Source organism: Streptomyces sp. NPDC059989 (assembly GCF_042736975.1).
In the GTDB taxonomy this organism is placed as follows: Bacteria; Actinomycetota; Actinomycetes; order Streptomycetales; family Streptomycetaceae; genus Streptomyces.
In genome coordinates, this window is the sequence record NZ_JBHWUO010000030.1 from 43,192 (window position 1) to 68,212 (window position 25,021).

Here is a 25,021-nt window from a genome sequence, read left to right on the forward strand (position 1 = left end):
ACAGCGCCAGAAACCGCGCATTTTGGATCATTACTGCGCGTAGCCGGTAGAACCAAAAGATCCGCCACGCCGATGATCGAGTTCCGGCCGTCAACACCCTTGCGGTCGGGCAGACTCGGGGGACCCGCCGCATCACAGAGGATTGAATCCCAGGGAAGAGGGTGGAAACGCGTGGACCGCTGCGTCGTCCTGGTGGACGCCGGATACCTGCTGGGCGCCGCCGCGAGCCTCCTCGCGGGGGAGCCCTCCCGCTCCCGCATCACCGTCGATCACGCCGCCCTCATCCAGGGCCTGCGCGAGCGGGCCGAAGCCGACACCGAACAGCCCCTGCTGCGCATCTACTGGTTCGACGGTGCACCCGACCGGGTGCCCCAGCCCGAGCACCGGCGGCTGCGCGTCATGCCCCGCGTCACCGTCCGCCTCGGCGCCCTGACCCGGAGCGACGGCCGCTGGGCGCAGAAGGGCGTCGACGCCGCCATGCACGCGGAACTCACCGAGCTGGCCCGCAACCGCGCCTGCTCCGACGTGGTCCTCGTGACCGGCGACGGCGACCTGCTGCCCGGCCTGATGTCCGCCAAGGAACACGGGGTCGCCGTCCACCTGTGGGCCGTCCAGGCCGCCGACGGGGACTACAACCAGTCCGAGGACCTCGTCGCCGAAGCCGACGAGCGCCGCGTCCTCGACCGGGCCTGGATCACCCGGGCCGTGCGCGCCAAGGACCTCACCGGCCTGTGCTCCCCGCCGCCCGCGCCACGCCCGGACATCGCCGCGATCCTCTCCGCCCCGCTGCCCGAGGCCGCGCTCGCCGAAGCCGCCCGCAACGGCGCGTCCGCCGCCGGGGAGGAAGAGGGGGACGGCGTCCCCGTACCCGCCCCCGCCACCGGCGGCGGCCGCAGCGTCCCCACGCCCAAGGACCTCGCCGGCGCCCTGCGGGCCCCCGGCCAGCAGGCCGGACCGCCCGCCGGGCAGAACGGCGGCCAGCCCCCGGCCGGCAGCGCCCTGCGCTGGTCCTCCGACAAGGGCTGGATCGACCGGGCCGGACCGCTCGGCGAACCCGCCGAGACCGCCTCGCTGCCCACCCTCGCCCAGCTCACCAGCGCCGAGCAGCGCTGGGCCGACCGCGAGGAGGACATCACCACCGTCGGCGGGGACCCGTTCGAGGTGGGACAGGTGTTCGCCCGGCGCTGGATGGAGCGGCTCCCCGAGACCGTGCACCTGCAGAAGCTGGCCACGATGTACCCGCGCATCCCGCACCGCATCGACGGCGAGCTGCTGCGCTACGCCGCCCGCTTCGGGCTGCTCGCGCACAAGGACGACCAGATCGACGAGCACGACCGCTACGCCATCCGGGCCGGATTCTGGCGGGAGATCGACGTCCGGGCCGCCGCCGAGCACGTGGCCGCCGTACCGGCCGCGGCGCCCGGAGCGGTGCCCCTGGCGCCCGCGGTCCCGGCGACCCCGGCGGCCGAGTAGGGGCGGGGGTACCTCCCGGCGGTAGCTGGGGGAGAAGCCGCGTAGGCTGCTCCCTCGTGAGTACGGGCACAGCACAGGCGCAGAGCGGTACGGCGGCGGCCGCGGGAGCGGCTTCCGACGTGGTCTGCGTGGTGCGTGACCTGGTCAAGACCTACCCCGCCGTACGGGGCCGGCGCGGGGCTCCGGCCCTGCCCGAGACCCGCGCCAACGACGGGATCCGCCTGGACGTCCGGCGCGGCGAGATCTTCGGCCTGCTCGGCCCCAACGGCGCCGGCAAGTCCACCCTGGTCCGCCAGCTCACCGGGCTGATGCGGCCCGACGCGGGCTCCGTGACCCTGCTCGGCCACGACCTCGTACGCCACCCCGAACGCGCTGCGCGCCTGCTCGCCTACCTGGGGCAGGAGTCCACCGCGCTGGACGAGCTCACGGTGGCGCTGGCCGCCGAGACCACCGGGCGGCTGCGCGGGCTCGGCGTACGGGAGGCACGCGCCGCCCGTGACGCCGTACTGGAGGAGCTCGGGCTCACCGCGCTCGCCGGGCGGCCCCTGAAGAAACTTTCCGGCGGGCAGCGGCGGCTGGCCTGCTTCGCCACCGCGCTGGTGGGGGAGCGGCCCTTCCTGGTCCTCGACGAGCCCACCACCGGCATGGACCCCGTGGCCCGGCGGGCGGTGTGGTCCGCCGTGGACCGGCGCCGCGCACAGCACGGAGCCACCGTCCTGCTCGTCACGCACAACGTCATCGAGGCCGAGACCGTCCTCGACCGGGTCGCCGTCATCGACCAGGGCAAGGTCATCGCCTGCGACACCCCGGCCGGGCTGAAGGCCAGGGTCTCGGGCGAGGTCCGGCTGGAACTCGTCTGGCGCGAGGCCGCCCCGACGGGTGTGCCTGAGGTCGACGCGCTGCGCGCGAGCGCCGCCCGGTCCGGGCGCCGCTGGGTGCTGCGGATGGGGCCGGACGAGGCGCGGGCGGCGGTCGCCGCGGTGACCGGCGGGCCGGCCTTCGCCGCCCTCGACGACTTCACACTGGCCACGCCGAGCCTGGAGGACGTGTACCTCGCGCTCGGCGGCAAGACGAACGGGCTGGTGAAGTCGTGAGCGACCTCCTGACGGGCACGGACACGGGCGCGGGCCCGGTCCGGGGCGCCGGAACGGGCACCGGCGTGGAGACGGGCACCGGCGCCGCCGGGCCGCTCGCCCCCGCGCCGCTGGCACCCAAGGCCCGGCTCTTCCCCGCGCTCGCCGCCGTCTACCGGGCGCAGCTGTCCCGGGCCAGGGTGGCGCGGATCCCGCTGCTGTTCGTGGCCACCTTCCAGTCCGTCGGGATCATGATCCTGATGCGGGGGGTGGTGGACGGGGGCTCCGAGGCCCGGGCCGTCGTGGCCGGCTCCTCCGTCCTCGTCGTCGCCTTCGTCGCGCTGAACCTGCTCGCGCAGTACTTCGGGCAGCTGCGGGCGGGCGGCGGGCTCGACCACTACGCCACCCTGCCGGTGCCGCCCGCGTCGGTGGTGCTCGGCGCGGCCGCCGCGTACGCCTCCTTCACGCTGCCGGGGACGCTGGTCACCGCCGTCTTCGGGTGCGTGCTCTTCGGGCTGCCGATGGGCGGGCTGTGGATCCTGGCCGCGGTGGTGCCGCTGGCCGGGGCCGCACTGGCCGGGCTCGGCGCGGCGCTGGGGCTGCTGGCGCCGCGGCAGGAGCTGGCCACGCTGGCCGGGCAGCTCGGCATGTCGGCGGCGCTGCTGCTGGGGGTGCTGCCGCCCGAGCGGATGCCGGAGGTGATCGTGTGGGCGCGGGACCTGCTGCCGTCGACCTACGGGGTCGAGGCCTTCGCGCGGACCTTCGAGCCGGATCCGGATTGGGCGGCCGTGGCGTTCGACCTCGGGGTGTGCGGGGCGGTGGGGGTCCTCTCGCTGGCCGTCGCCACCTGGGCGTACCGGCGCGCGGCGGTCCGCTGACGCCGGTGTCAGGCGCACCTGGCACGATGTGGGGGTGACCGAAGCCGTGACCCCGCCGATCCCGCCGTCCCCCTTCGCCCCTTCCGGCCCTCCGCCGGAGAAGATCACCCCGGCGGACATCCGTGACGGGGCCGCCGTCGCCCTGGCCGTGGGGGTGGCCGGGCTGCTCCTCGGGGCGCTGTGGGTGTGGCTGGCGCCGCGCGTGCAGTACGTCTCCAACGGGGAGGCGGTGTTCCTGCGCAGCAGCGAGAGCGAGGCCCGGATCGGGTCCGACGGAACCTTCTTCCTGCTGGCGGCGGGGATGGGGCTGCTGAGCGCGGTCGGCACGTTCCTGTGGCGCCGGCGCGGCGGCGTGCCGCTGGTCATCGGGCTGGCGGTCGGATCCGGTTTCGCCGCGCTCGTGGGGTGGCGGTTCGGGCTGTGGCTCGGTCCGTCCTCGGACCTGGCGGCGGCCGCGCTGAAGGCGGGCAAGGGGGTCCCCTTCGACGCGCCGCTCCAGCTGCTGGCCCACGGGGCCCTGCTGGCCTGGCCGATGGCCGCGGTTCTGGCACATCTGGCCCTGACCGCCCTGTGGACCCCCAGGGACCCCGCCCCCGAGTGGCTCGGCGGCACCTACCCGCCGCCGTACGTCCACGCCACCCCACCGCCCGGCCCGTCGGAGGGGCCGAAGGACCCGGGCGGGCCCTCCGGCGCCTCCGACCCGTCCGTTACGGAGCGTCCCTGACCGGGGACTCCTTCGCGCCCCGCGTCCGCCGGGCGAGCTTGGCCACCGCGTCCCGGGTGCTTTCGAGCATCGAGGCGAGGAAGATCACCGCGCCGCCGAGGATCTGCGACAGGGCCAGCGCCTCACGGTTGACCAGCCCGAACAGGCTCGCGAACACCAGGTCGAGGTTGAAGATCACCGAGGTGCGGGCACTGCCGACGCGCCGCTGGAAGCGGGTCTGGAGGTAGATCGCCAGGGCGGTCGACATGACCCCCATGAACACGACCGCGATCCAGACCTTGGTGTGGGTGAGCGGTTCGAGGTCGCGCTGGAACGGGAAGTACAGCAGCGCGAGCGTCCCGAAGAGGACCTGGAAGAAGCCCAGGGTGAGCCGGTCCACCTCCCCGGACGCCCCGGGCCCCCCGGACGCGGGCGGCCCCGAGGTCAGCTTCCCGATGACCGAGATGGTCGTCGCGATGGCGAAGGCCGCCAGCCCGCCCCACAGGTAGCCGACGGATATCCCGTCGAGCTGCGGACCGAGGACGATCAGCGCGCCCACGATGCCGACGCCCACCGAGGCGAGATCCATCTTCGACGGCCACCCCTGCCCCATCGCGGCCATCACGAAGGGGATGAAGGCGATGCTCATGGTGACGCAGAACGCCGTGCTCGCCGAGGACAGGTAGTGCAGCGCGTAGCTCTGGCTGATGATGTTGAGCGCGCTGAACAGGCCCAGCACGATCCCGCCGAGCAGGGTCCGGCGATTGGCCCGCAGGGCGCCCGGCAGGGCGAGCGGAAGCAGCGCCACCAGGGCCACCAGCGAGCGGGCGAACGCGTACAGCCCGGGGTCGACCTCGGCCACGGCGTTGTGGGTCAGCGGGAATCCGATGCCCCAGATCACCGGGATCGAGAAGATCGCCAGCAGCGCGACGCGGTCCCGCGCCTGCTCGCCGCCGGCAACCCGCTCAACGGTATTCGACGTAGCCATAGAACTTCCCCGGTTCGTAGTTCCATGTGACGGTGCGCTCCGTCTGGCCCAGCAGCATCTCGGCCCGCCGCAGGTCGCGCGTCACGAGCAGCCGCTGCAGCCAGCGGTCGGTCCCGTCGTAGCGGGCCTTGAACGCGGTCCGGCCGTGCACGGTCTTGAGGTTGTCCAGCAGGAGGATCTCGCCGGGCCCCAGTTCGACCTCGAACATCCGCTCGTGCAGGATCGCGCGCAGCCGGTCCAGGGCGGCCTGGGCCTGCGGGTCGGTGCCGGCGATGTACTCGTCGTCGTACGCGATCATCGGCGAGGCGGGGTCGCCGAACAGCACCCGGATCTGCGGTCCGTTGCCGCGGGCGGCGTCGCTGTTGCCGAAGTTGTAGTCCACGCTCGTCCGGAACCGGAACTCGCCGAGCGTGGCGACGTCCTCGGCGCTCAGCAGCGGCAGGACCTCGTCCGACCCGATCACGAGCGTCTTGGCGACGCCGCCCGGATCGCGTCGCAGCCCGCTCAGCATCAGGTAGTCGGGCTGCACCGGGTGGTAGATGTTCTCGTTGTGCAGGTCCAGGATGATGGCGGAGCTGTCCGAGGAGATGTTGGTCTCGTTGCGCTTCGCCGGGCGCACGTTGTGGATCATCGCGCCGTTGCGTTCCTGGCTGTAGCTGAAGGGCTCGCCCAGCAGCTTGCCCAGCATGATCAGCGTGAACTCGCTGTAGTAGGTGCCCTTCCCGTCCTCTATGTCCTCCGTGGACTCGGTGGTGGGCATGAGGTCGGGATCCACCGCGCCGCCGGTCAGCAGCAGGCGCCCGCCGGGGCCGCCCCGGCGCTTGAAGTCGAGGACCGCGCGGATGTCCTCGTGGCCGAGGGCGGCGATGGCCTCCTCGGCGAACCGCGCGGTGCGCTCGAACTCCCGGTAGGGGTTGGCGTGCGCGGCGTAGCGCCGGATGACCTCCGACCAGGAGGAGATGTCGACGGTGGGCATGGTGGTGGTCGCAGTGGTGCTCACAGTGCTGCCCTCGCAGTCTCGCCGCCGTCGACGATGTAGTGCTGACCGGTCATGAAACGGGCATCGTCCGATGCCAGGAAGGCGAGGAAGGCGGCGATCTCCGAGGGGTCGGCGTGCCGCCCCAGCGGGATGTTGGCGTTGACCTCGCGGAACATCTCCTCGGTGTACTCCGCCTCCTGCATGGGGGTGAGCACCGCGCCGGGGGCGAGGGCCAGCACCCGGATCGCGGGGGCGAGTTCGAGCGCCATCGTGCGGGACAGCGCCAGGATCCCGGCCTTGGAGGCGTTGTAGTCCGCGTAGTGCGGGAAGGCGGCCAGGGCGTTGATGGAGGACATGTTGACGATCACGCCCTCGTCCATGCGCCGGACGGCCTCGCTCGCCACGTAGAAGACACCGTTCAGGTTGGTGTCGAGCACGGTGCGCCACTGGGCCGGCGTGATGCTCCGGAAGCCCTCGTGCCGGACGCTGACACCGGCGTTGTTGATCAGCACGTCGAGGCGCGGGAAGGTCGCGTCCAGCGTCCGGAACGCCTCGGCCACGGCGACGTCGTCCGATACGTCCACGGGGATCGCCGCGGCGATCTGCGGGATCTCGGCCACAATCTTGTCGATTGCATCCAGGTTGCGGTCGAAGAGGGCCACCCGGGCACCCTCCGCGACGAACCTTTCGACGGTCGCGCGTCCGATACCGCTCGCACCGCCCGTCACGAGGACGGTTTTGTCTTTCAGACCTTGCATGAGGGGATTTCTCCTGATCAGTTCTGGTGCTCGAAGACGTTGCTGTCCGGGATGTCGAAATCGACGAGCCACTTTCCGGAGTCGATGCGCTCCTTGATGTACGGAAAGTCCCGGTAGAGCTGTCCGAGCAGGTGGTGGCCCACGACCACTTTCTCGTCGCTGTGTCCGAAGTGCGGCAGGACGCCCAATTCGGTCTCGAAGTCGAGATTCATGAAGAAGGGGAAGCTGAACCGCTCTTCCCCGGTCGTGACCACCCGGTGCAGCAGCGACTTCAGCCGTCCGCCCGTGAGGAATTGCAGCATGTCGCCGACCAGCACGAGGACGGTGTCCTTGAAAACCGGCATATTGTGCCAGGTCCGGGTTTCGCGGTCGTAGGCCAGCAGGCCCGGCGAGGTCTGGTGGATGAGCGTGAACAGCTCGTAGTCGGTGTGCGCGCCCATGGACGTGTCGTCGCGGCCGAGGAGGACGTCGTTGGGCAGGTAGTGGATCAGGCGCAGCTGCGAGGCAGGCCGGGTGATCCGCGGTTCGAAGTGGTCCGGGTCCAGCCCGGAGCCTCGGGCGATGAGCCGCAGCAGTTGGCGGGAGATCTCGAAGTTGGCCCCGTAGTACGCCCGCAGGGTCTCGGTCATCCCCGCCACTTCGCCGGGGTACCGGTTCGGTCCCACGAGCTCGAAGCCGAGGCTGTCGGCCGCCGGGAGCGGATCGCAGTCGTAGCCGAGGTCGAAGGCTTCGTAGGTGCGGATGCTCTCGTCGCCGTAGGCGCCCTGCTCGGTGACCGGCACGTAGCCGCGGTGGTTGTCGGAGTCGCCGATGTAGTACTGCATCTTCGATTCGGCCGGCAGGTCGAAGAACTTCTCCGATACGCCTTGCAGCGATTTGAGGAGCTGCGGAGAAATGGCCTGGTCGAGATCGGAGAGGTAGAAATACCCGGTGGCCGCCAATGTGTCCAGAATTTCCTCTGGGCTGACTGTGCCGGCCAGGATCTCGGCATAACTGACGGTCGGGAATGAGCGAATTGCCATGCGTGGAACCCCCCGTGGTCCGCTTTAGCATCTATTCCGAGCGGGACTCTAGGGAGGATCGAGGAGACACGTCAATGATCGTTGAAACATCTACGTAACACGGCACGGAGAGTGAAGGCGGGTCGCCATGGTGCGTGAGTCCGGATTGGTCGTGATTGCGCCGACCCGGCAAGGGCGGGAAAAAGCCAGCCTGGCTTTAATGTCACCGGTGGCGGGTGACCAGTCTCACATGCTGGATGCGCACTCGGTTACGCCTTACAAACCCGCCCGAAATACGGATGTGCAGGGTCCGGTATTGGCCCGGATAGGGCTGGGAAATACCGGAGCCGGGCGTTCCGTGGCGGGCCGGCCTCATGTGTGCGGACCGGTGCCGCGGGCGCCCCTCTAGCGGCGGGCGATGGGGGCCAGCACGGCCCCGGTGAGAGCGGCCAGGTCCGCGGGGGACAGCTCGATCTCCAGGCCGCGGCGGCCGGCCGAACAGCAGATCGTGGCGTGCGCCGAGGCCGAGGCGTCGACCACCGTACGCAGCCGCTTGCGCTGGCCCAGCGGGGAGATGCCGCCCAGGACGTAGCCCGTGGTGCGCTCGGCCAGCGCGGGATCGGCCATCACCGCCCGCTTGCCGCCGACCGCCGAGGCCAGCGCCTTCAGGTCCAGCGAGCCCGAGACCGGGACCACCGCCACCGTCAGGACCCCGTCCACGTCCGCGACGAGCGTCTTGAAGACCCGCTCGGGCGGGACGCCCATGGCCGCAGCGGCCTCCTCGCCGTACGAGGGGTGCGCCGGGTCGTGCTCGTACGCGTGCGTCGAGAAGGGGACGCCCGCCGCCGTGAGGGCGACGATCGCCGGGGTTCCCGCGGCCTGCTTCGCCTTCTTCGCCATCAGTTCGGGCTCGTCGGGGCTCGGGTCAGGTCCACCGCCGGCAGCGACGGGAGGTGGCGGATCACCGCGGTCTCCGTGCGGAGCAGCTTCAGCTCCTCCGCGAGCCGCGTCGCCGTGTCCGGGGCCTGGAGCAGCCGCTGCTTCGCCGGGATGTCCAGCACCGCCGCCGCTGCCACCAGGTACGAGACCACCGACGGCTCGTCGGGGAGCTCCGCGCCGGTCAGCGACCGCTCACGCGCCCCGGCCAGCCGCTTCTGGTACGTGCGGAACGCCCGCAGCACCCCCTCGGCCAGCGCCCCCGCGCCTTCGCCCGCGTCCTCCGGGAGCTCCTCCAGCTCCGCCGTGAGGAAGGGCCCCGAGGCGTCGACCGACAGCAGCCGGACCCGCGACGTGCCGGTGGCCAGGACCTCGAAGCTGCCGTCCTCCCGCTCCCGGATCGTCGCCGCGTCCGCGATGCAGCCCACCCGGTGGAAGGCCTGGACCGGGTCCGGGCCGAAGCCCGCGGCCGGGCCGCGCTCGGGCAGGGCCGTCTGGTCCGGCAGGCCGGGCGCCGTCGGCGCGACCTCCCGGCCGTCGCGGATGGCGACGACCGCGAAACGGCGCGGCTCGTCGTCGCCCGTCTTCAGCAGCTCGCGCATCATGGCGCGATAACGCTCCTCGAAGACGTTCAGCGGGAGGACGAGTCCCGGGAACAGCACCGAGTTCAGCGGGAAGAGGGGCAGGCGAACGGTGGTCACGAGGCACAGGGTAGTGGTCCGGCGGCCGACCCCGTCACCCCCGCCTCAGCACCCGCGACGCGCCCGCCGCCACCGTCGTGGCCAGGATCCATCCCAGGATCACCAGGGTCGCCGCACCCCACTGCCAGCCGCCCGCCACCTTCCACTGCCCCTCCTGGCCGAGGTCGATCACCGGCAGCAGGAGGTCCAGGGCGTACAGCGCGGCGTTCCAGTGCGGATGTTCGTCCTCCTTGATCGCCGGCGGCTCGTGCTGGGAGAACAGCAGCGCGCCCGCCGCCCACAGGACCACCATCCACAGCGCGGCCCGGCCCGGCCGGTAGCCGTAGACCACCGTCCAGTCCTGGAGGTGGCCCCACGCCTTGGCGGCCAGGGGCAGGGTGGCCCGCCGGCGCCGCTGCTTCGCGAGGAGCACCTCGCGGGCGTCCGCGTCCTCGCCGCTGGCCCGCAGCACGGCGGCGAGGCGCTCGTACGGCTCCGGGGAGTACTCCACGGTCGCCGCCTCGACCCAGGCCAGCCGCCGTTCCAGCGGGAAATGGCCGCGGGGCGCGAGGTTCTCGTAGACGAAGCCCTCGATCGACACCCCGCCCGGGCCCGGCCAGCTGGTGGAGGTGTCCACGAGCTTGACCACCTTGGCCCCGGACACCACGACCCGCCCCCGCTCCGGCCGCTCGCCCACGAAGCGGAACTCGGGGGTCTGGATCCGGCGCAGGGAGATCTCCTGCTCGTCGGTGAGCACGAAGCGCGCCCCGTAGAAGTCGATGGCGTCGCCGAAGCGGCCGTCGTCCAGCCGCAGCCCGCCCCGGCACTCGAAGCGCTGCGCCCGCTGCCCGCGGGTCGGGGTCTGGCCCAGGCCGTACGGGGGAGTGGAGGAGCCCGAGCCGCCCGGGCCGTAGTCCATGGCGATCGAGGTCAGGTACAGGGTCCGCTCCACCGTCAGCTGCGGGGCGTTCAGCGCGTGCCGCCCGTACGGATTGCGCAGGCGGGCCCCGCGCAGGTTCATCGACACGCCGACCTTCGCGCCGCGCAGGCTCACCTCCCCGTACGTCTCCAGCAGCTCGCCCTGGAAGTCCTGGGCCACCGACATCCCGTCGGCGGCGATCGCCCGCCCCTTGGCGTCCTTCTGCACGACGGCCTGGCTGATCAGCAGGTCGGTGCCGATCTGCGCGTCGGTCAGCCGGATGCCCCGGGCCACCCGGCAGCGCGGCATGTGCAGATCGCCCTCGGTGTGCAGGCGGGCCGCCTCAAGCCGGGGTATCACGCAGTTGATCAGGCGCAGCGTGCCGAAACGGGTCTCGGAGAGCTGCACCTCGGTGTCGAAGCGGCAGGACTGGAGCTCCACGTACGGGCTCACCGAGCCGCCGGACAGGTCCAGCCGCCCGGTGATCCGTACGCCGCGCAGCTTGAGCGAGGCCACCCGGCCCGGCACCGGGGGCGGCCCGTGGAGCAGCAGCAGCGCCACCACACCCGCCCGGACACTGCGCTCGGGACCCCAGACGTGGTCGCCGTGCGGATCGTCCCGGTCGGCGGCACGGACGCTGAGGTCGCAGATGCTGCCCGTGCGGTACGCCTCCCACATGCGGTGCTCGGCAGCGGTGAGGTCCGCCGGTTCCTCACCGGCGCGTGCCTCGGTCATGGCGGCCCCCCTCCGCTGTCACGTACGCATTCGAAAACGTCTGTGATCAAAGCTAACGGGGGGCTGTGACACCCGGGGCGTGTATCAGCCAGTGATACAGGCGAACGGTGGCGCTGGGCGGTCTGAGAGAATTGGGAGGTGATCTCTCGTATCGACCTGCGCGGTGACGCCCTCCCCGAGGGCGGCGCCCTGCGCGATCTGCTGCCCCGTGCCGAGTTCGACGTAGAAGCTGCCCTGGAGAAGGTGCGGCCCATCTGCGAGGACGTCCATCATCGTGGCACGGCGGCGCTGATCGAGTACGCGCAGAAGTTCGACGGGGTCGAGCTCTCGCAGGTCCGGGTGCCCGCGGAGGCCATCAAGGCCGCCCTGGAGCAGCTGGACCCGGCCGTCCGCGCCGCCCTCGAGGAGTCGATCCGGCGCGCCCGGATCGTGCACCGCAACCAGCGCCGCACCGAGCACACCACCCAGGTGGTCCCCGGCGGCACGGTGACCGAGAAGTGGGTTCCGGTGGAGCGCGTGGGGCTGTACGCCCCGGGCGGCCGCTCGGTGTACCCCTCCTCCGTCGTCATGAACGTCGTACCGGCGCAGGAGGCGGGCGTCGAGTCGATCGCGCTCGCGTCCCCGCCGCAGAAGGAGTTCGGCGGCCTGCCGCACCCGACGATCCTCGCCGCCTGCGCGCTGCTCGGCGTCGACGAGGTGTACGCGGCCGGCGGCGCCCAGGCCGTCGCGATGTTCGCGTACGGGACGGAAGACTGCCTGCCCACCAACATGGTGACCGGCCCCGGCAACGTCTGGGTCGCCGCCGCCAAGCGCTACTTCACCGGGAAGATCGGCATCGACACCGAGGCCGGCCCGACCGAGATCGCGGTCCTCGCCGACTCCACGGCCGACCCGGTGCACGTCGCCGCCGACCTGATCAGCCAGGCCGAGCACGACCCGCTCGCCGCCGCCGTCCTCGTCACGGACTCCGCGGAGCTCGCGGACGCCGTGGAGAAGGAGCTGGAGCCGCAGGTCGCCGCCACCAAGCACGTCGAGGACCGGATCAAGCCGGCGCTCGCGGGCAAGCAGTCCGCGATCGTGCTGGTCGACAGCCTGGAGGACGGCCTCAAGGTCGTCGACGCGTACGGCGCCGAGCACCTGGAGATCCAGACCGCCGACGCCGCCGCCTGGGCCGCCCGCGTGCGCAACGCCGGCGCGATCTTCGTCGGCCCCTGGGCCCCGGTCTCGCTCGGCGACTACTGCGCCGGGTCGAACCACGTGCTGCCCACCGGAGGCTGCGCCTGCCACTCCTCCGGCCTGTCCGTGCAGTCCTTCCTGCGCGGCATCCACATCGTCGACTACACGCGCGACGCCCTCGCCGAGGTCACCCACCACGTGGTGACGCTGGCCGAGGCCGAGGACCTGCCCGCGCACGGCGCCGCCCTGAAGGCACGCTTCGGCTGGAAGGTGCCGACCGTATGACCAGCATCGGCATCGACGACCTGCCCATCCGGGACGAACTGCGCGGGAAGACCCCGTACGGCGCCCCCCAGCTCGACGTGCCCGTCCAGCTGAACACCAACGAGAACCCGTACGAGCTCCCCCCGGAGCTCGTGGCGCGGATCGCCGAGCGCGTGGCCGAGGCCGCCCGCACCCTCAACCGCTACCCCGACCGGGACGCGGTCGAGCTGCGCACCGAGCTCGCCGCCTACCTCACCCGTACCGGCAAGCACCCGGTCGCGCGGGAGAACGTGTGGGCCGCCAACGGCTCCAACGAGGTCATCCAGCAGCTGCTGCAGACCTTCGGCGGGCCGGGCCGCACCGCGATCGGCTTCGAGCCCTCGTACTCGATGCACGCGCTGATCTCCCGCGGCACCGGGACGGGCTGGATCTCCGGCCCGCGCCGGGAGGACTTCACCATCGACGTGGCGGCGGCCGAGCAGGCCATCGCCGAGAACGCCCCCGACGTCGTCTTCATCACCTCGCCCAACAACCCCACGGGCACCGCGGTCGAGGCGGAGACCGTCCTCGCCCTCTACGAGGCCGCGCAGGCGGCCAAGCCGTCCCTGGTCATCGTGGACGAGGCGTACGTGGAGTTCAGCCACCGGGACTCCCTGCTGCCCCTCATCGAGGGCCGCCCGAACCTGGTGGTCTCCCGGACCATGTCCAAGGCCTTCGGCGCCGCCGGTCTGCGCCTGGGCTACCTGGCCGCGCACCCCGCCGTGGTCGACGCCGTCCAGCTGGTGCGCCTGCCGTACCACCTGTCGGCCGTCACCCAGGCGACCGCGCTGGCCGCCCTGGAGCACACCGACACCCTGCTCGGCTACGTCGAGCAGCTCAAGGCCGAACGGGACCGCCTCGTCATCGAGCTGCGGGCCATCGGCTACGAGGTCACCGAGTCCGACGCGAACTTCATCCAGTTCGGGAAGTTCGAGGACTCCCACACCGCCTGGCAGAAGATCCTCGACCAGGGCGTCCTGGTCCGGGACAACGGCGTACCGGGGTGGCTGCGCGTCACCGCCGGCACCCCGGCAGAGAACGACGCGTTCCTGGAAGCGGTTCGCGCACTGAAGAAGGAGCAGCACGCATGAGCCGCATCGGACGGGTCGAACGGACCACGAAGGAGACCTCGGTCCTCGTCGAGATAAACCTCGACGGCACCGGCAAGGTCGACGTCTCGACGGGCGTGGGCTTCTACGACCACATGCTCGACCAGCTCGGCCGCCACGGCCTCTTCGACCTCACGGTCAAGACGGACGGCGACCTGCACATCGACAGCCACCACACCATCGAGGACACCGCCCTCGCGCTCGGCGCCGCCTTCAAGCAGGCCCTCGGCGACAAGGTCGGCATCTACCGCTTCGGCAACTGCACCGTGCCGCTCGACGAGTCCCTCGCCCAGGTGACCGTCGACCTGTCCGGCCGCCCGTACCTCGTGCACACCGAGCCCGAGAACATGGCGCCGATGATCGGCGAGTACGACACCACGATGACCCGGCACATCTTCGAGTCCTTCGTCGCGCAGGCCCAGATCGCGCTGCACATCCACGTCCCGTACGGCCGCAACGCCCACCACATCGTGGAGTGCCAGTTCAAGGCCCTCGCCCGCGCCCTGCGGTACGCCGCGGAGTTCGACCCGCGCGCGGCCGGAATCCTTCCCTCCACGAAGGGCGCGCTCTAACCGTGACCGGTCTTTCGACCATCCTGATCGTCGTCGGCCTCTTCCTGGCCGGCGGCGTCTACTCCTTCCAGAAGCAGCAGATGCCCAAGTCGGTCGTCATCCTGCTCGCCATCGGCTCCGTGATGTGTCTGGTCGCCGGAGTCCTGCGGATCCAAGGAATCTGGGAATGAGCGCAGCCACCAAGAACGTCGTCGTCTTCGACTACGGCTTCGGCAACGTCCGCTCCGCCGAGCGCGCCCTCGCGCGCGTCGGCGCGAACGTCGAGATCACCCGCGACTACGACAAGGCCATGGACGCCGACGGGCTCCTCGTCCCCGGCGTCGGCGCCTTCTCCGCCTGCATGCAGGGGCTCAAGGACGCCCGCGGCGACTGGATCATCGGCCGCCGGCTCTCCGGCGGACGCCCGGTCATGGGCATCTGCGTCGGCATGCAGATCCTCTTCGAGCGCGGCATCGAGCACGGCGTCGAGACCGAAGGCCTGGACGAGTGGCCCGGCACGGTCGGCCCGCTCAAGGCCCCCGTCGTCCCCCACATGGGCTGGAACACCGTCGAGGCCCCCGCCGACAGCCAGGCCTTCGCCGGCCTGGACGCCGACGCCCGGTTCTACTTCGTGCACTCCTACGCGGCGCACGACTGGAGCCTGGAGGTCACCAACCCGGTGATCCGCGCCCCCAAGGTCACCTGGGCCACCCACGGCGAGCGCTTCGTCGCGGCCGTGGAGAACGGCGCCCTGTGGGCCACCCAGTTCCACCCGGAGAAGTCCGGCGACACCGGAGCCCAGCTCCTCACCAACTGGATCGAGACCCTCTGATGACTCCGACGCAGAAGACGCTTGAGCTCCTCCCCGCGGTCGACGTCCGCGACGGACAGGCCGTCCGCCTCGTGCACGGGGTGTCCGGCAGCGAGACCTCCTACGGCTCCCCGCTGGACGCGGCCCTCGCCTGGCAGCGCTCCGGCGCCGAGTGGCTGCACCTGGTCGACCTGGACGCCGCCTTCGGCACCGGCGACAACCGCGCGCTGGTCGCCGAGATCACCCGCGCCATGGACATCAAGGTCGAGCTGTCCGGCGGCATCCGCGACGACGCCTCGCTCGCCGCGGCCCTCGCCACCGGCTGCACCCGCGTCAACCTCGGCACCGCCGCCCTGGAGACCCCCGAGTGGGCCGCCAAGGCCATCGCCGAGCACGGCGACAAGATCGCCATCGGCCTCGACGTCCGCGGCACCACCCTCAAGGGACGCGGCTGGACCAGCGAGGGCGGCGACCTCTACGAGACCCTCGCCCGCCTCGACTCCGAGGGCTGCGCCCGCTACGTCGTCACCGACATCGGCAAGGACGGCACGCTCACCGGCCCCAACCTGGAGCTGCTGCGGGGCGTCTGCGCCGCCACCGACCGGCCCGTCGTGGCCTCCGGCGGCATCTCCTCCCTCGACGACCTGCGGGCGCTGTCCGAGCTGGTCCCGCTGGGCGTCGAGGGCGCGATCGTCGGCAAGGCCCTGTACGCCAAGGCCTTCACCCTGGAAGAAGCCCTGAAGGTGGTCTCCGCATGAGTTCCGACGAAGTACGCCGCATCTCGTCCGGCGGCGCCTACGAGGACGTCATCGGCTACTCCCGCGCGGTCCAGCTCCCGAACGGCCTCGTCCTGGTCTCCGGCTGCACCGCGGCCGACGCCAACGGCCCGTACGACCAGGCCGTCGGCGCCTTCGGCGTCGCCTTCAAGGCCCTCGCCCAGGCCGGTCTCGGCCCCGAGCACGTGGTCCGGACCCGGATGTACCTCACCCACGCCCGGGACGTGGACGAGGTGGGCCGCGCCCACAAGGAGCTCTTCGACGCGGTCCGGCCCGCCGCCTCCATGATCATCGTCTCCGGCTTCGTCGACCCCAGCATGGTCGTCGAGGTCGAGGTCGAGGCGTACGGAGGTGCGGCATGACCCTCGCCGTACGAGTGATCCCCTGCCTGGACGTGGACAACGGCCGGGTCGTCAAGGGTGTCAACTTCCAGAACCTGCGCGACGCCGGCGACCCGGTGGAGATGGCCAAGCTGTACGACGCCGAGGGCGCCGACGAGCTGACCTTCCTCGACATCACCGCGTCCTCGGGGAACCGCGAGACCACGTACGACGTGGTGCGCAGGACCGCCGAGCAGGTCTTCATCCCGCTGACCGTGGGCGGCGGCGTCCGCACCGCGGACGACGTGGACAAGCTGCTGCGGGCCGGTGCGGACAAGGTGGGCGTGAACACGGCCGCCATCGCCCGCCCCGAGCTGATCCAGGAGATCGCGGAGCGCTTCGGGCGGCAGGTGCTGGTGCTGTCGGTCGACGCGCGCCGGACCGCCTCCGGCTCCTTCGAGGTCACCACGCACGGCGGCCGCAAGGGCACGGGCATGGACGCGGTCGAGTGGGCGCACCGGGCGGCCGATCTGGGCGCCGGGGAGATCCTGCTGAACTCGATGGACGCGGACGGCACGAAGGACGGCTACGACACGGAGATGATCGCGGCGGTGCGGAAGCACGTGACCGTGCCGGTGATCGCGTCGGGTGGCGCGGGGCGGCTGGAGCACTTCGCGCCGGCGATCGGGGCGGGGGCGGACGCGGTGCTCGCCGCCTCGGTGTTCCACTTCGGCGACCTCCGCATCTCCGAGGTCAAGGACGCGCTGAGGGAAGCGGGCCACCCGGTCCGCTGACGCTCGGCTTCCTGGGGCTCCGCCCCAGACCCTCCCCCAGACTCCGTCCGGGGGGACCCCCACGCCTCAAACGCCGGCGGGGCTGGATGTTTCAGCCCGCCCGGCGTTTGAGGGCACGGGCGCGGAGCGCACGTACGGGGTCCGGGGCGGAGCCCCGAATCCAGCCCCGCCGGCGTTTGAGGCGCGGGGGTCGGGGGCGGAGCCCCTGGCAGCGGCGCTGCAGCCGCTAAATGCCCAGCTCGGCCACCGTCAGCTTGGCAATGGCCTCCTTGTCACCGTCCAGCGAGACGTCGGCGGCGCCCTGGCGGCCGAAGCAGAACAGCGTCAGCTCACCCGGCTCGCCGGTCACCGTCACCACCGGCGTCCCCTTATGGGCAACGGCCGTCTGGCCGTTCGGGCGGCGCAGGACCAGGCCCACCGGGGCACGGCGCCCCGTCAGGCGGGCCAGTTTCTCCAGCCGGGACCACAGCGCGTCCGAGAACACCGGGTCCAGCTCCCGCGGGGACCAGTCCGGCTGGGCCCGCCGCACGTCCTCCGCGTGGACGTAGAACTCCACCGCGTTCGCGGCCTCGTCGATCTGCTTCAGGGAGTACACCGACAGCTTCGGCGGCCCCGTGCGGATCAGCTGGATGAGTTCCTCGTACGGCTTGGCCGCGTACTCCTCCATCGCCTTGTCCAGGCGGGCCTTCAGCACGTTCAGCAGCAGACCCCCCGCCGCGTCCGGGCGCCGCTCCCGGACCACCACGTGCGCCGCCAGTTCCCGACAGGTCCAGCCGTCGCACAGCGTCGGCGCCTCCGGCCCGGCCGCCTCCAACAGGTCTGCCAGCAGCAGTCGTTCGCGCTTCGCATGGGTAGACATGCGGGTCAGCCTACGGCCGGATCACGCCGCGTGCCTGCTCATCAGGCGGACAGTGATCCGTATCCGGCATGCGCGCCCGGCACAATGGCCGCATGAGTACGTCCCCCCGCCCCGGCAACCTCGACCCCGCCATCGCCGCGCGCCTCAAGCGCTCCGCCGACGGCCTGGTACCGGCCATCGCCCAGCAGTACGACACCGGTGAGGTGCTCATGCTCGGCTGGATGGACGACGAGGCCCTGCACCGCACCCTGACCACCGGCCGCTGTACGTACTGGTCCCGCAGCCGTCAGGAGTACTGGGTGAAGGGGGACACTTCCGGCCACTTCCAGCACGTGAAGTCCGTCGCCCTCGACTGCGATGCCGACACCGTGCTCGTCAAGGTCGACCAGGTCGGAGCCGCCTGCCACACCGGCGCCCGCACCTGCTTCGACGACGATGTCCTCCTCCGCGAAGCCGACTAGGTAGGGTCCCACGCCATGGATCTTGAGACGTTCCGCAAGCTGGCGGCCGACCGCCGCGTCATCCCCGTGAGCCGCAAGCTGCTGGCCGACGGGGACACCCCCGTCGGGCTCTACCGCAAGCTGGCCGCCGAACGCCCCGGCACCTTCCTGCTGGAGTCCGCCGAGAACGGTCGCTCCTGGTCCCGGTACTCCTTCGTCGGCGTACGCAGCGACTCGACCCTCACCGTCAAGGACGGCGAGGCGCACTGGATCGGCACCCCGCCCGTCGGCGTACCCACCCACGGCGACCCGCTGGACGCCCTGCGCGCCACCGTCGAGGCCCTGCACACCCCCCGTGACCTCGCGGGCGGCATGCCCCCCTTCACCGGCGGCATGGTCGGCTACCTCGGCTACGACATCGTGCGCCGCCTGGAGCGCATCGGCGAGCACACCGACGACGACCTGCAGCTGCCCGAGCTGACCATGCTCCTCACCTCCGACCTGGCGGTCCTCGACCACTGGGACGGCACCGTCCTGCTCATCGCCAACGCGATCAACCACAACGACCTCGACACCGGCGTGGACGAGGCCCACGCGGACGCCGTCGCGCGCCTCGACGCCATGGAGGCCGACCTCGGGCGGCCCGCCCCGTACGCCCCGTCCGTGCTGCCGCCCTCCGAGCTGCCGCAGTTCTCCGCGCTGTGGGGCGGCGAGAAGTACCAGGCCGCCGTCGAGGACATCAAGGAGCGGATCCGGGCCGGCGAGGCCTTCCAGGTGGTGCCCTCGCAGCGGTTCGAGACCCCCTGCGAGGCCTCCGCGCTGGACGTGTACCGGGTGCTGCGGGCCACCAACCCGTCCCCGTACATGTACCTCTTCCGCTTCGAGAACGGCTTCGACGTGGTCGGCTCCAGCCCCGAGGCGCTGGTCAAGGTCGAGGACGGGCGGGCCATGGTCCACCCCATCGCCGGCACCCGGCACCGCGGAGCCACCCCGCAGGAGGACCACGACCTCGCCGAGGAGCTGCTGGCCGACCCCAAGGAGCGCGCCGAGCACCTCATGCTCGTCGACCTGGGGCGCAACGACCTCGGCCGGGTCTGCGAGCCCGGATCCGTGGAGGTCGTCGACTTCATGTCGATCGAGCGCTACTCCCACGTGATGCACATCGTCTCCACCGTCACGGGGCGGGTCGCCGAGGGGAAGACCGCCTTCGACGTGCTCACCGCCTGCTTCCCGGCCGGCACCCTCTCCGGCGCTCCCAAGCCCCGCGCCATGCAGATCATCGAGGAGCTGGAGCCCACCCGCCGCGGCCTGTACGGCGGCTGCGTCGGCTACCTGGACTTCGCCGGGGACTCCGACACGGCCATCGCCATCCGCACCGCGCTGCTGCGCGACGGCACGGCGTACGTCCAGGCCGGAGCCGGTGTCGTCGCCGACTCGGTGCCCGAGCTGGAGGACCAGGAGTGCCGCAACAAGGCGGCCGCCGTGCTGCGCGCGGTGGGAGCGGCGAACCGCCTCCACCGCTCCTGAGGGCGTAGGGGATAGTGGGGTACGTGAGTGCCGTGCCCCCGCCCCGAACCCCTGCCGATGCCCCCGAGAGCAAAGGCGGCCGCCGCAGCGTGGCCGTCGCCCTGCTGCTCGGCACGCTCGGCGCCACCGTCGTCCTGCTCGCCTCCGGCCGGACCTGGGCCCGGGGCACCACCGCCCTCGGCGGCGACTCGCTCGCGCTGACCGCGGACGGGCGGGCCGTCACCGGACTTCCCGCGGCCCTGGCCATCGTCGGCCTCGCCGCCCTGGTAGCCGTCTTCGCCGTACGCGGCAAGGGCCGGCTGCTGGTGTCGGGGCTGCTGGCGCTCAGCGGCCTGGGCGCCGTGCTGACCGCGCTCTTCGCCGCCGACGGCCGCAGCGCCCTGGACGCGCAGGCCGCCCGTACGACCGCGGACACCGCGGCCCACGTGGCCGGGCTGACCCACACGGCGTGGCCGTACGTCACGGCCGCCGGCGCGGCCCTGATCCTGGCCGCCGGGCTGCTGGCCCTGCGCTTCGGCCGGAGCTGGCCGGCGATGGGCGGCCGCTACGAGCGCGACGGCAGCCCGCGCACCCGCACGGCCGCGGCGGTGGATCCGGACCGGCCGGAGGATCTGTGGAAGGCTCTGGACCGGGGCGAGGACCCGACCCACTGAGCCACCCCCGGGCCCGCCTGCCGACCGGCCCGCCCAACCGGCCGCGGTGACCGGCCGACTGGCCGACCCCCGTGGACGGCGACCCCGCCGGGTGCGGGACAATGACACCGAGCGTTCGACACAGACCGCACGTTCGACACAGCAGCGCGACAGAGCAAACGAGGAGCAACTCATGGCGGGCACTAGCCACGGACACACCCCGGCCGCCTGGACCGGTGTTTTCATCGCCTTCATCGGTTTCTGCATCTCCGGCGCCTTCATGGTGATCGCGAACCCGCTGGGCTTCTGGGCCGGTCTCGTCGTCGTCGCGATCGGCGGTGTCGTCGGCATGGCGATGAAGGCCGCGGGCATGGGTGCGCCGAAGGCCGCCCACAAGGACCTGGCGGACGTCATCGCCGCGGCGAAGGTCCCGGCCAAGGTCTGAGCGGTACCGAGGATCCGAAAGGCGCGGCCCCCTCGGGCTGCGCCTTTTGTCACGACCGGAGAGAATCGCCAGGTGGACGCCTCTCGCACGCCCGATGTCGTGCCGCCGCCGGCGGTGCCCCCGGCCCCCGCACAGCCCGCACGCCCGGAGCCCCCGGCGCACCCGGCGCACCCGGCGCCCTCCGGGCCGCCAGGGCCCCCGGGCGACCCGGTGCCGCCCGTACCGCCCGGGCCCGCCGTCCCCGTCGTACGGGCTTCCCGCGCCCGGCGCCTGGCCGCCCCCGCGCTCACCCTGGCCGCGGCCGTCACCGCCTTCGCGTACGTGGGGGCCGTGGACCCCAATGAGCCGGGCCACTACCCGGTCTGCCCGCTCTTCCGGCTGACCGGAATCCTGTGCCCCGGATGCGGCGGCCTGCGCAGCGCGCACGCGTTCGCCCACGGCGATCTGATCGCAGCTTTCGGGTCAAATGCCCTCGCCGTCGTCGGCTACTTCGCCTTCGCCGGCTTCCTGGCCCTGTGGCTGGTTCGGGCCGTCCGGGGCGGGCCCGCTCCCCGGATCGTCCTGAGGGCGCCGTACTGGTGGGCGATCGGCGCCGTGGCCCTGGTTTTCGCCGTTGTCCGGAATCTTTCTTTCGGTTCCGCGCTGGCCCCCTGAGGCCCGTGCACAGGCCGAATGAAGCCCCGATTCCGAATGTCCAGTTACTGGGACGGCGTCAACCGCGTGCGGAGTGCGAGGCCACCTGCGGATACCATTTGAGTGCTGACCTTGCAGTTGTACGTGTCTGCAAGGCGGCCGACCGTCATCGACCCGGAAGGGGGCCGCTCGCGTGAGTGTGCTCGACGAGATCATCGAAGGGGTCCGCGAAGACCTTGCCGAACGGCAGGCCCGCGTGAGCCTCGACGAGCTCAAGGAGCGTGCCGCCAAGGCGCCCCAGGCCAAGGACGGCGTCGCCGCACTGCGCGGTGACAGCGTCAAGGTGATCTGCGAGGTCAAGCGTTCCAGCCCGTCCAAGGGCGCGCTGGCCGCGATCGCCGATCCGGCCGGGCTCGCCGCAGACTACGAGGCGGGCGGTGCGGCGGTCATCTCCGTCCTCACCGAACAGCGCCGCTTCGGCGGCTCGCTGGCCGACCTGGAGGCCGTCCGCGCCCGCGTGGACATCCCGATCCTGCGCAAGGACTTCATCGTCACGGCGTACCAGCTCTGGGAGGCCCGCGCCTACGGCGCCGACCTCGCGCTGCTGATCGTCGCGGCCCTGGAACAGGAGGCCCTCGTCTCCCTCATCGAGCGGGCCGAGTCCATCGGACTGACCCCGCTCGTCGAGGTCCACGACGAGGAGGAAGTGGAGCGCGCGGTCGCCGCCGGCGCCAGGATCATCGGCGTCAACGCCCGCAACCTCAAGGACCTCAAGGTCGACCGCTCCACCTTCGAGCGCGTCGTCCCGGAGATCCCGGCCCACATCGTCAAGGTCGCCGAGTCCGGCATCCGCGGGCCGCACGACCTGATCGCCTACGCCAACGAGGGCGCCGACGCCGTCCTGGTAGGGGAGTCCCTGGTCACCGGCCGCGACCCGAAGGCGGCCGTGGCCGACCTCGTCGCCGCCGGCGCCCACCCCGCCCTGCGCCACGGTCGGAGCTGACCCGTCCCATGCCCCACAACCGCCCCTCCGTCAGCACGCAGCCCGCGCCGCCGGCACATCGCCGCGGCCCGGTCGGCGTGCCGACGGCGCACGCGCCCCTGGCGCGCGGCTGCCGCCCTCGCGGCTGCCGCGCCCCGGCCCGGCGCGTGCACGGGCGGCGGGTGCGGTACGTGATCGGCTCCGAGCCCGGTCAGGTCAACGGCATGCGATGGCGCCCCGCAGGCGCGCTGTAACGAGGAGTCCCGCGCGGCGGCATCGCCGCGCCGTGCTCCCGTACGGCCTGACGACCGGGCCGACCGGCTCCGGGCGCGGGCCGACCCGTACCGTACGCGCGGCATCCCTCCAGCGGGGTGTGCGCTCGACTTGCGGGCGGCGCAATACGGTGAGTCCACCCGGCCGTACATCGCACCTGTAGGAGCACTGGACATGTCCAGCGAGTTCTTCATTCCGGACCCGGAGGGTCACGTTCCGAACGCCGAGGGTTACTTCGGCGACTTCGGCGGCAAGTTCATCCCGGAGGCGCTCGTCGCCGCCGTGGACGAGGTCGCCGTCGAATACGAGAAGGCCAAGGGCGACCCGGCCTTCGCGGCCGAGCTCAACGACCTGATGGTCAACTACACGGGCCGGCCCAGCGCCCTCACCGAGGTGCCCCGGTTCGCCGAGCACGCCGGCGGCGCGCGGATCTTCCTCAAGCGCGAGGACCTCAACCACACCGGCTCGCACAAGATCAACAACGTGCTGGGCCAGGCGCTGCTCACCAAGCGCATGGGCAAGACCCGCGTCATCGCCGAGACCGGCGCCGGCCAGCACGGCGTGGCCACCGCCACCGCCTGCGCCCTCTTCGGCCTCGAATGCGTCATCTACATGGGCGAGATCGACACCCAGCGCCAGGCGCTGAACGTCGCTCGCATGCGGATGCTGGGCGCCGAGGTCATCGCGGTGAAGTCCGGCTCCCGGACCCTGAAGGACGCCATCAACGAGGCGTTCCGCGACTGGGTCGCCAATGTGGACCGCACCCACTACCTCTTCGGCACGGTCGCCGGACCCCACCCCTTCCCGGCGATGGTCCGCGACTTCCACCGGGTCATCGGCGTCGAGGCCCGCCGCCAGATCCTGGAGCGCGCGGGCCGGCTGCCCGACGCCGTCGCGGCCTGCGTCGGCGGCGGCTCCAACGCCATCGGCCTCTTCCACGCCTTCATCCCGGACGCCGACGTCCGCCTGGTCGGCTTCGAGCCCGCCGGGCACGGCGTCGAGACCGGCGAGCACGCGGCCACGCTGACCGCGGGCGAGCCCGGGATCCTGCACGGCTCCCGCTCCTACGTCCTCCAGGACGAGGAGGGTCAGATCACCGAGCCGTACTCCATCTCGGCCGGTCTGGACTACCCGGGCATCGGCCCGGAGCACTCCTACCTCAAGGACACCGGCCGCGGCGAGTACCGCGCGGTCACCGACGACGCCGCGATGCAGGCCCTGCGCCTGCTCTCCCGCACGGAGGGCATCATCCCGGCGATCGAGTCGGCGCACGCCCTCGCGGGCGCCCTCGACCTGGGCAAGGAGCTGGGCAAGGACGGCCTGCTGGTCGTCAACCTGTCCGGCCGCGGTGACAAGGACATGGACACGGCCGCCCGCTACTTCGGGCTGTACGACGGCAGCGACAAGGCCGAGGGGGAGTCGAAGTGAGCACAGCCGGCGAAAAGACCGGGCGCATCCAGCTGCTGAGCGACACCCTCGCCAAGGCCAAGTCGGAGGACCGCGCGGCCCTCGTCGCCTACCTCCCGGCCGGCTTCCCGACCGTCGACGGCGGGATCGAGGCGGTCAAGGCCGTCATCGCGGGCGGCGCGGACGTGGTCGAGGTCGGCCTCCCGCACAGCGACCCGGTGCTGGACGGCGCGATCATCCAGACCGCCGACGACATCGCCCTGCGCGGCGGCGTCAAGATCGCCGACGTGATGCGCACGGTCCGCGAGGCACACGAGGCCACCGGGGCCCCGGTCCTCGTGATGACCTACTGGAACCCCATCGACCGCTACGGCGTCGAGCGGTTCACCGCCGAGCTGGCCGCGGCCGGCGGCGCGGGCTGCATCCTGCCCGACCTGCCGGTCCAGGAGTCCGCGCTGTGGCGCGAGCACGCGGAGAAGCACGGTCTGGCGACCGTCTTCGTCGTGGCGCCCAGCAGCAAGGACGCGCGCCTGGCCACCATCACGGCGGCCGGCTCCGGCTTCGTCTACGCGGCCTCCCTCATGGGCGTCACCGGCACCCGCGAGTCGGTCGGCAACCAGGCCCAGGACCTGGTGGCGCGCACCCGCGCCACCACCGACCTGCCGGTCTGCGTCGGCCTCGGTGTCTCCAACGCCGTCCAGGCCAAGGAGGTCGCCGGCTTCGCGGACGGCGTGATCGTCGGCTCGGCCTTCGTGAAGCTCCTGCTGGACGCGCCGGACCTGCCCGCGGGGCTGGCCGCCGTCCGGGCCCTGGCGGCCGAGCTTGCGGAAGGCGTACGCAGGTCCTGACGCCGGGCGGGT

29 protein-coding genes are annotated in these 25,021 nt (G+C 72.1%); 21 read left to right on the forward strand and 8 right to left on the reverse strand.

The window, feature by feature from the left end; all coding sequences use genetic code 11:
• Nucleotides 1–171: 171 nt before the first annotated feature.
• From ACFWBN_RS25270 to ACFWBN_RS25285, 4 genes are read left to right on the forward strand one after another with little or no spacing between them, the layout of a single operon-like run.
• Nucleotides 172–1,473, forward strand: a complete 1,302-nt coding sequence (locus tag ACFWBN_RS25270) for an NYN domain-containing protein (RefSeq protein WP_385179266.1) — start codon at nucleotides 172–174, stop codon at nucleotides 1,471–1,473.
• 56 nt (nucleotides 1,474–1,529) lie between these two features.
• Complete coding sequence (locus tag ACFWBN_RS25275) at nucleotides 1,530–2,567, forward strand: ABC transporter ATP-binding protein (protein ID WP_385179268.1); 1,038 nt, start codon at nucleotides 1,530–1,532, stop codon at nucleotides 2,565–2,567.
• Nucleotides 2,564–3,424 (forward strand): ABC transporter permease, encoded by an 861-nt coding sequence (locus tag ACFWBN_RS25280; protein WP_385179269.1) that lies wholly within the window; start codon nucleotides 2,564–2,566, stop codon nucleotides 3,422–3,424. The genes ACFWBN_RS25275 and ACFWBN_RS25280 overlap by 4 nt, the downstream gene beginning before the upstream one ends.
• Nucleotides 3,425–3,458: 34 nt before the next feature.
• Nucleotides 3,459–4,148, forward strand: a complete 690-nt coding sequence (locus ACFWBN_RS25285; protein WP_385179271.1) for a hypothetical protein — start codon at nucleotides 3,459–3,461, stop codon at nucleotides 4,146–4,148.
• Here ACFWBN_RS25285 and ACFWBN_RS25290 read toward each other — a convergent pair.
• From ACFWBN_RS25290 to ACFWBN_RS25320, 7 genes are all read right to left on the reverse strand, one after another.
• On the reverse strand, nucleotides 4,132–5,115 hold the full coding sequence (locus ACFWBN_RS25290) for a DMT family transporter (protein ID WP_385179273.1): 984 nt from the start codon (nucleotides 5,113–5,115) through the stop codon (nucleotides 4,132–4,134). The genes ACFWBN_RS25285 and ACFWBN_RS25290 overlap by 17 nt on opposite strands.
• A complete protein-coding gene (locus ACFWBN_RS25295) occupies nucleotides 5,093–6,115 on the reverse strand; it encodes a TauD/TfdA family dioxygenase (RefSeq protein ID WP_385179275.1) in 1,023 nt (340 codons plus the stop codon). The genes ACFWBN_RS25290 and ACFWBN_RS25295 overlap by 23 nt, the downstream gene beginning before the upstream one ends.
• Nucleotides 6,112–6,852: an SDR family NAD(P)-dependent oxidoreductase gene (locus tag ACFWBN_RS25300; RefSeq protein WP_385179277.1), complete on the reverse strand. Its 741-nt coding sequence runs from the start codon at nucleotides 6,850–6,852 to the stop codon at nucleotides 6,112–6,114. The genes ACFWBN_RS25295 and ACFWBN_RS25300 overlap by 4 nt, the downstream gene beginning before the upstream one ends.
• A 17-nt stretch (nucleotides 6,853–6,869) precedes the next feature.
• Nucleotides 6,870–7,874 carry an isopenicillin N synthase family dioxygenase gene (locus tag ACFWBN_RS25305; protein ID WP_385179279.1) on the reverse strand — a complete coding sequence of 335 codons (1,005 nt, stop codon included), beginning with the start codon at nucleotides 7,872–7,874 and terminating at the stop codon, nucleotides 6,870–6,872.
• 384 nt (nucleotides 7,875–8,258) lie between these two features.
• Nucleotides 8,259–8,753 (reverse strand): Cys-tRNA(Pro) deacylase, encoded by a 495-nt coding sequence (gene ybaK, locus ACFWBN_RS25310; protein WP_385179280.1) that lies wholly within the window; start codon nucleotides 8,751–8,753, stop codon nucleotides 8,259–8,261.
• The gene (locus ACFWBN_RS25315; protein ID WP_385179281.1) at nucleotides 8,753–9,490 is read right to left on the reverse strand and encodes an LON peptidase substrate-binding domain-containing protein; all 738 of its coding nucleotides are present in this window, start codon (nucleotides 9,488–9,490) and stop codon (nucleotides 8,753–8,755) included. Before ACFWBN_RS25315 ends, ybaK begins: the two co-directional genes overlap by 1 nt.
• A 34-nt stretch (nucleotides 9,491–9,524) precedes the next feature.
• On the reverse strand, nucleotides 9,525–11,123 hold the full coding sequence (locus ACFWBN_RS25320; protein ID WP_385179283.1) for an oxidoreductase: 1,599 nt from the start codon (nucleotides 11,121–11,123) through the stop codon (nucleotides 9,525–9,527).
• Between the two features lie 138 nt (nucleotides 11,124–11,261).
• Between ACFWBN_RS25320 and hisD the strand changes: the two genes are divergently transcribed.
• Genes hisD through hisF form a run of 8 tightly spaced genes read left to right on the forward strand, consistent with a single transcriptional unit; the run spans nucleotide 11,262 to nucleotide 16,963 of the window.
• Nucleotides 11,262–12,584, forward strand: coding sequence for a histidinol dehydrogenase (gene hisD / locus ACFWBN_RS25325; RefSeq protein WP_385179285.1), 1,323 nt, complete (start codon nucleotides 11,262–11,264; stop codon nucleotides 12,582–12,584).
• The gene (locus ACFWBN_RS25330) at nucleotides 12,581–13,693 is read left to right on the forward strand and encodes a histidinol-phosphate transaminase (RefSeq protein ID WP_385179287.1); all 1,113 of its coding nucleotides are present in this window, start codon (nucleotides 12,581–12,583) and stop codon (nucleotides 13,691–13,693) included. The genes hisD and ACFWBN_RS25330 overlap by 4 nt, the downstream gene beginning before the upstream one ends.
• Nucleotides 13,690–14,283 (forward strand): imidazoleglycerol-phosphate dehydratase HisB, encoded by a 594-nt coding sequence (gene hisB, locus ACFWBN_RS25335; protein ID WP_030155936.1) that lies wholly within the window; start codon nucleotides 13,690–13,692, stop codon nucleotides 14,281–14,283. The genes ACFWBN_RS25330 and hisB overlap by 4 nt, the downstream gene beginning before the upstream one ends.
• A 2-nt stretch (nucleotides 14,284–14,285) precedes the next feature.
• Complete coding sequence (locus ACFWBN_RS25340) at nucleotides 14,286–14,453, forward strand: hypothetical protein (RefSeq protein WP_385179288.1); 168 nt, start codon at nucleotides 14,286–14,288, stop codon at nucleotides 14,451–14,453.
• Entirely contained in the window at nucleotides 14,450–15,094 is a 645-nt protein-coding gene (gene hisH, locus ACFWBN_RS25345; RefSeq protein ID WP_385179290.1) for an imidazole glycerol phosphate synthase subunit HisH, read from the forward strand. The genes ACFWBN_RS25340 and hisH overlap by 4 nt, the downstream gene beginning before the upstream one ends.
• Nucleotides 15,094–15,831 (forward strand): bifunctional 1-(5-phosphoribosyl)-5-((5-phosphoribosylamino)methylideneamino)imidazole-4-carboxamide isomerase/phosphoribosylanthranilate isomerase PriA, encoded by a 738-nt coding sequence (gene priA, locus ACFWBN_RS25350; protein ID WP_385179292.1) that lies wholly within the window; start codon nucleotides 15,094–15,096, stop codon nucleotides 15,829–15,831. Before hisH ends, priA begins: the two co-directional genes overlap by 1 nt.
• Nucleotides 15,828–16,211 carry a RidA family protein gene (locus ACFWBN_RS25355; RefSeq protein ID WP_362048244.1) on the forward strand — a complete coding sequence of 128 codons (384 nt, stop codon included), beginning with the start codon at nucleotides 15,828–15,830 and terminating at the stop codon, nucleotides 16,209–16,211. Before priA ends, ACFWBN_RS25355 begins: the two co-directional genes overlap by 4 nt.
• Nucleotides 16,208–16,963 carry an imidazole glycerol phosphate synthase subunit HisF gene (gene hisF / locus ACFWBN_RS25360; protein WP_385179294.1) on the forward strand — a complete coding sequence of 252 codons (756 nt, stop codon included), beginning with the start codon at nucleotides 16,208–16,210 and terminating at the stop codon, nucleotides 16,961–16,963. Before ACFWBN_RS25355 ends, hisF begins: the two co-directional genes overlap by 4 nt.
• Nucleotides 16,964–17,189: 226 nt before the next feature.
• Here hisF and ACFWBN_RS25365 read toward each other — a convergent pair whose 3' ends face one another.
• Nucleotides 17,190–17,822: a TIGR03085 family metal-binding protein gene (locus tag ACFWBN_RS25365; protein WP_385179296.1), complete on the reverse strand. Its 633-nt coding sequence runs from the start codon at nucleotides 17,820–17,822 to the stop codon at nucleotides 17,190–17,192.
• 92 nt (nucleotides 17,823–17,914) lie between these two features.
• On the opposite strand from ACFWBN_RS25365, the gene hisI reads away from it, so the two are divergent.
• The 9 genes from hisI to trpA all read left to right on the forward strand — a co-directional run bounded on the left by hisI (nucleotide 17,915) and on the right by trpA (nucleotide 25,009).
• Nucleotides 17,915–18,283: a phosphoribosyl-AMP cyclohydrolase gene (gene hisI / locus ACFWBN_RS25370; RefSeq protein ID WP_385179298.1), complete on the forward strand. Its 369-nt coding sequence runs from the start codon at nucleotides 17,915–17,917 to the stop codon at nucleotides 18,281–18,283.
• 15 nt (nucleotides 18,284–18,298) lie between these two features.
• On the forward strand, nucleotides 18,299–19,789 hold the full coding sequence (locus ACFWBN_RS25375) for an anthranilate synthase component I (protein WP_385179300.1): 1,491 nt from the start codon (nucleotides 18,299–18,301) through the stop codon (nucleotides 19,787–19,789).
• Between the two features lie 14 nt (nucleotides 19,790–19,803).
• Nucleotides 19,804–20,442 carry a TIGR02234 family membrane protein gene (locus ACFWBN_RS25380; protein WP_385179302.1) on the forward strand — a complete coding sequence of 213 codons (639 nt, stop codon included), beginning with the start codon at nucleotides 19,804–19,806 and terminating at the stop codon, nucleotides 20,440–20,442.
• A gap of 172 nt (nucleotides 20,443–20,614) precedes the next feature.
• Nucleotides 20,615–20,866, forward strand: coding sequence for an HGxxPAAW family protein (locus ACFWBN_RS25385; RefSeq protein WP_385179303.1), 252 nt, complete (start codon nucleotides 20,615–20,617; stop codon nucleotides 20,864–20,866).
• A 72-nt stretch (nucleotides 20,867–20,938) separates the two neighbouring features.
• Nucleotides 20,939–21,520: a DUF2752 domain-containing protein gene (locus tag ACFWBN_RS25390; RefSeq protein WP_385179304.1), complete on the forward strand. Its 582-nt coding sequence runs from the start codon at nucleotides 20,939–20,941 to the stop codon at nucleotides 21,518–21,520.
• 172 nt (nucleotides 21,521–21,692) lie between these two features.
• Nucleotides 21,693–22,502, forward strand: coding sequence for an indole-3-glycerol phosphate synthase TrpC (trpC, locus tag ACFWBN_RS25395; RefSeq protein WP_385179306.1), 810 nt, complete (start codon nucleotides 21,693–21,695; stop codon nucleotides 22,500–22,502).
• Nucleotides 22,503–22,510: 8 nt separating this feature from the next.
• On the forward strand, nucleotides 22,511–22,735 hold the full coding sequence (trpM, locus tag ACFWBN_RS25400) for a tryptophan biosynthesis modulator TrpM (RefSeq protein ID WP_385179308.1): 225 nt from the start codon (nucleotides 22,511–22,513) through the stop codon (nucleotides 22,733–22,735).
• A gap of 193 nt (nucleotides 22,736–22,928) precedes the next feature.
• Nucleotides 22,929–24,182 (forward strand): tryptophan synthase subunit beta, encoded by a 1,254-nt coding sequence (gene trpB / locus ACFWBN_RS25405; RefSeq protein ID WP_385179309.1) that lies wholly within the window; start codon nucleotides 22,929–22,931, stop codon nucleotides 24,180–24,182.
• Nucleotides 24,179–25,009, forward strand: a complete 831-nt coding sequence (trpA, locus tag ACFWBN_RS25410) for a tryptophan synthase subunit alpha (protein WP_385179311.1) — start codon at nucleotides 24,179–24,181, stop codon at nucleotides 25,007–25,009. Before trpB ends, trpA begins: the two co-directional genes overlap by 4 nt.
• The last annotated feature ends 12 nt before the right edge of the window (nucleotides 25,010–25,021 follow it).

Excerpts from the sequence above, each read along its gene's own strand:
- ACFWBN_RS25290 (WP_385179273.1), bottom strand. The coding sequence starts at position 5,115 with ATGGCTACGTCGAATACCGTTGAGCGGGTTGCCGGCGGCGAGCAGGCG.
- ACFWBN_RS25300 (WP_385179277.1), bottom strand. The coding sequence starts at position 6,852 with ATGCAAGGTCTGAAAGACAAAACCGTCCTCGTGACGGGCGGTGCGAGC.
- ACFWBN_RS25305 (WP_385179279.1), bottom strand. The coding sequence starts at position 7,874 with ATGGCAATTCGCTCATTCCCGACCGTCAGTTATGCCGAGATCCTGGCC.
- ybaK (WP_385179280.1), bottom strand. The coding sequence starts at position 8,753 with ATGGCGAAGAAGGCGAAGCAGGCCGCGGGAACCCCGGCGATCGTCGCC.
- ACFWBN_RS25320 (WP_385179283.1), bottom strand. The coding sequence starts at position 11,123 with ATGACCGAGGCACGCGCCGGTGAGGAACCGGCGGACCTCACCGCTGCC.
- ACFWBN_RS25330 (WP_385179287.1), top strand. The coding sequence starts at position 12,581 with ATGACCAGCATCGGCATCGACGACCTGCCCATCCGGGACGAACTGCGC.
- hisB (WP_030155936.1), top strand. The coding sequence starts at position 13,690 with ATGAGCCGCATCGGACGGGTCGAACGGACCACGAAGGAGACCTCGGTC.
- hisH (WP_385179290.1), top strand. The coding sequence starts at position 14,450 with ATGAGCGCAGCCACCAAGAACGTCGTCGTCTTCGACTACGGCTTCGGC.
- priA (WP_385179292.1), top strand. The coding sequence starts at position 15,094 with ATGACTCCGACGCAGAAGACGCTTGAGCTCCTCCCCGCGGTCGACGTC.
- ACFWBN_RS25355 (WP_362048244.1), top strand. The coding sequence starts at position 15,828 with ATGAGTTCCGACGAAGTACGCCGCATCTCGTCCGGCGGCGCCTACGAG.
- hisF (WP_385179294.1), top strand. The coding sequence starts at position 16,208 with ATGACCCTCGCCGTACGAGTGATCCCCTGCCTGGACGTGGACAACGGC.
- ACFWBN_RS25365 (WP_385179296.1), bottom strand. The coding sequence starts at position 17,822 with ATGTCTACCCATGCGAAGCGCGAACGACTGCTGCTGGCAGACCTGTTG.
- hisI (WP_385179298.1), top strand. The coding sequence starts at position 17,915 with ATGAGTACGTCCCCCCGCCCCGGCAACCTCGACCCCGCCATCGCCGCG.
- ACFWBN_RS25375 (WP_385179300.1), top strand. The coding sequence starts at position 18,299 with ATGGATCTTGAGACGTTCCGCAAGCTGGCGGCCGACCGCCGCGTCATC.
- ACFWBN_RS25385 (WP_385179303.1), top strand. The coding sequence starts at position 20,615 with ATGGCGGGCACTAGCCACGGACACACCCCGGCCGCCTGGACCGGTGTT.
- trpM (WP_385179308.1), top strand. The coding sequence starts at position 22,511 with ATGCCCCACAACCGCCCCTCCGTCAGCACGCAGCCCGCGCCGCCGGCA.
- trpB (WP_385179309.1), top strand. The coding sequence starts at position 22,929 with ATGTCCAGCGAGTTCTTCATTCCGGACCCGGAGGGTCACGTTCCGAAC.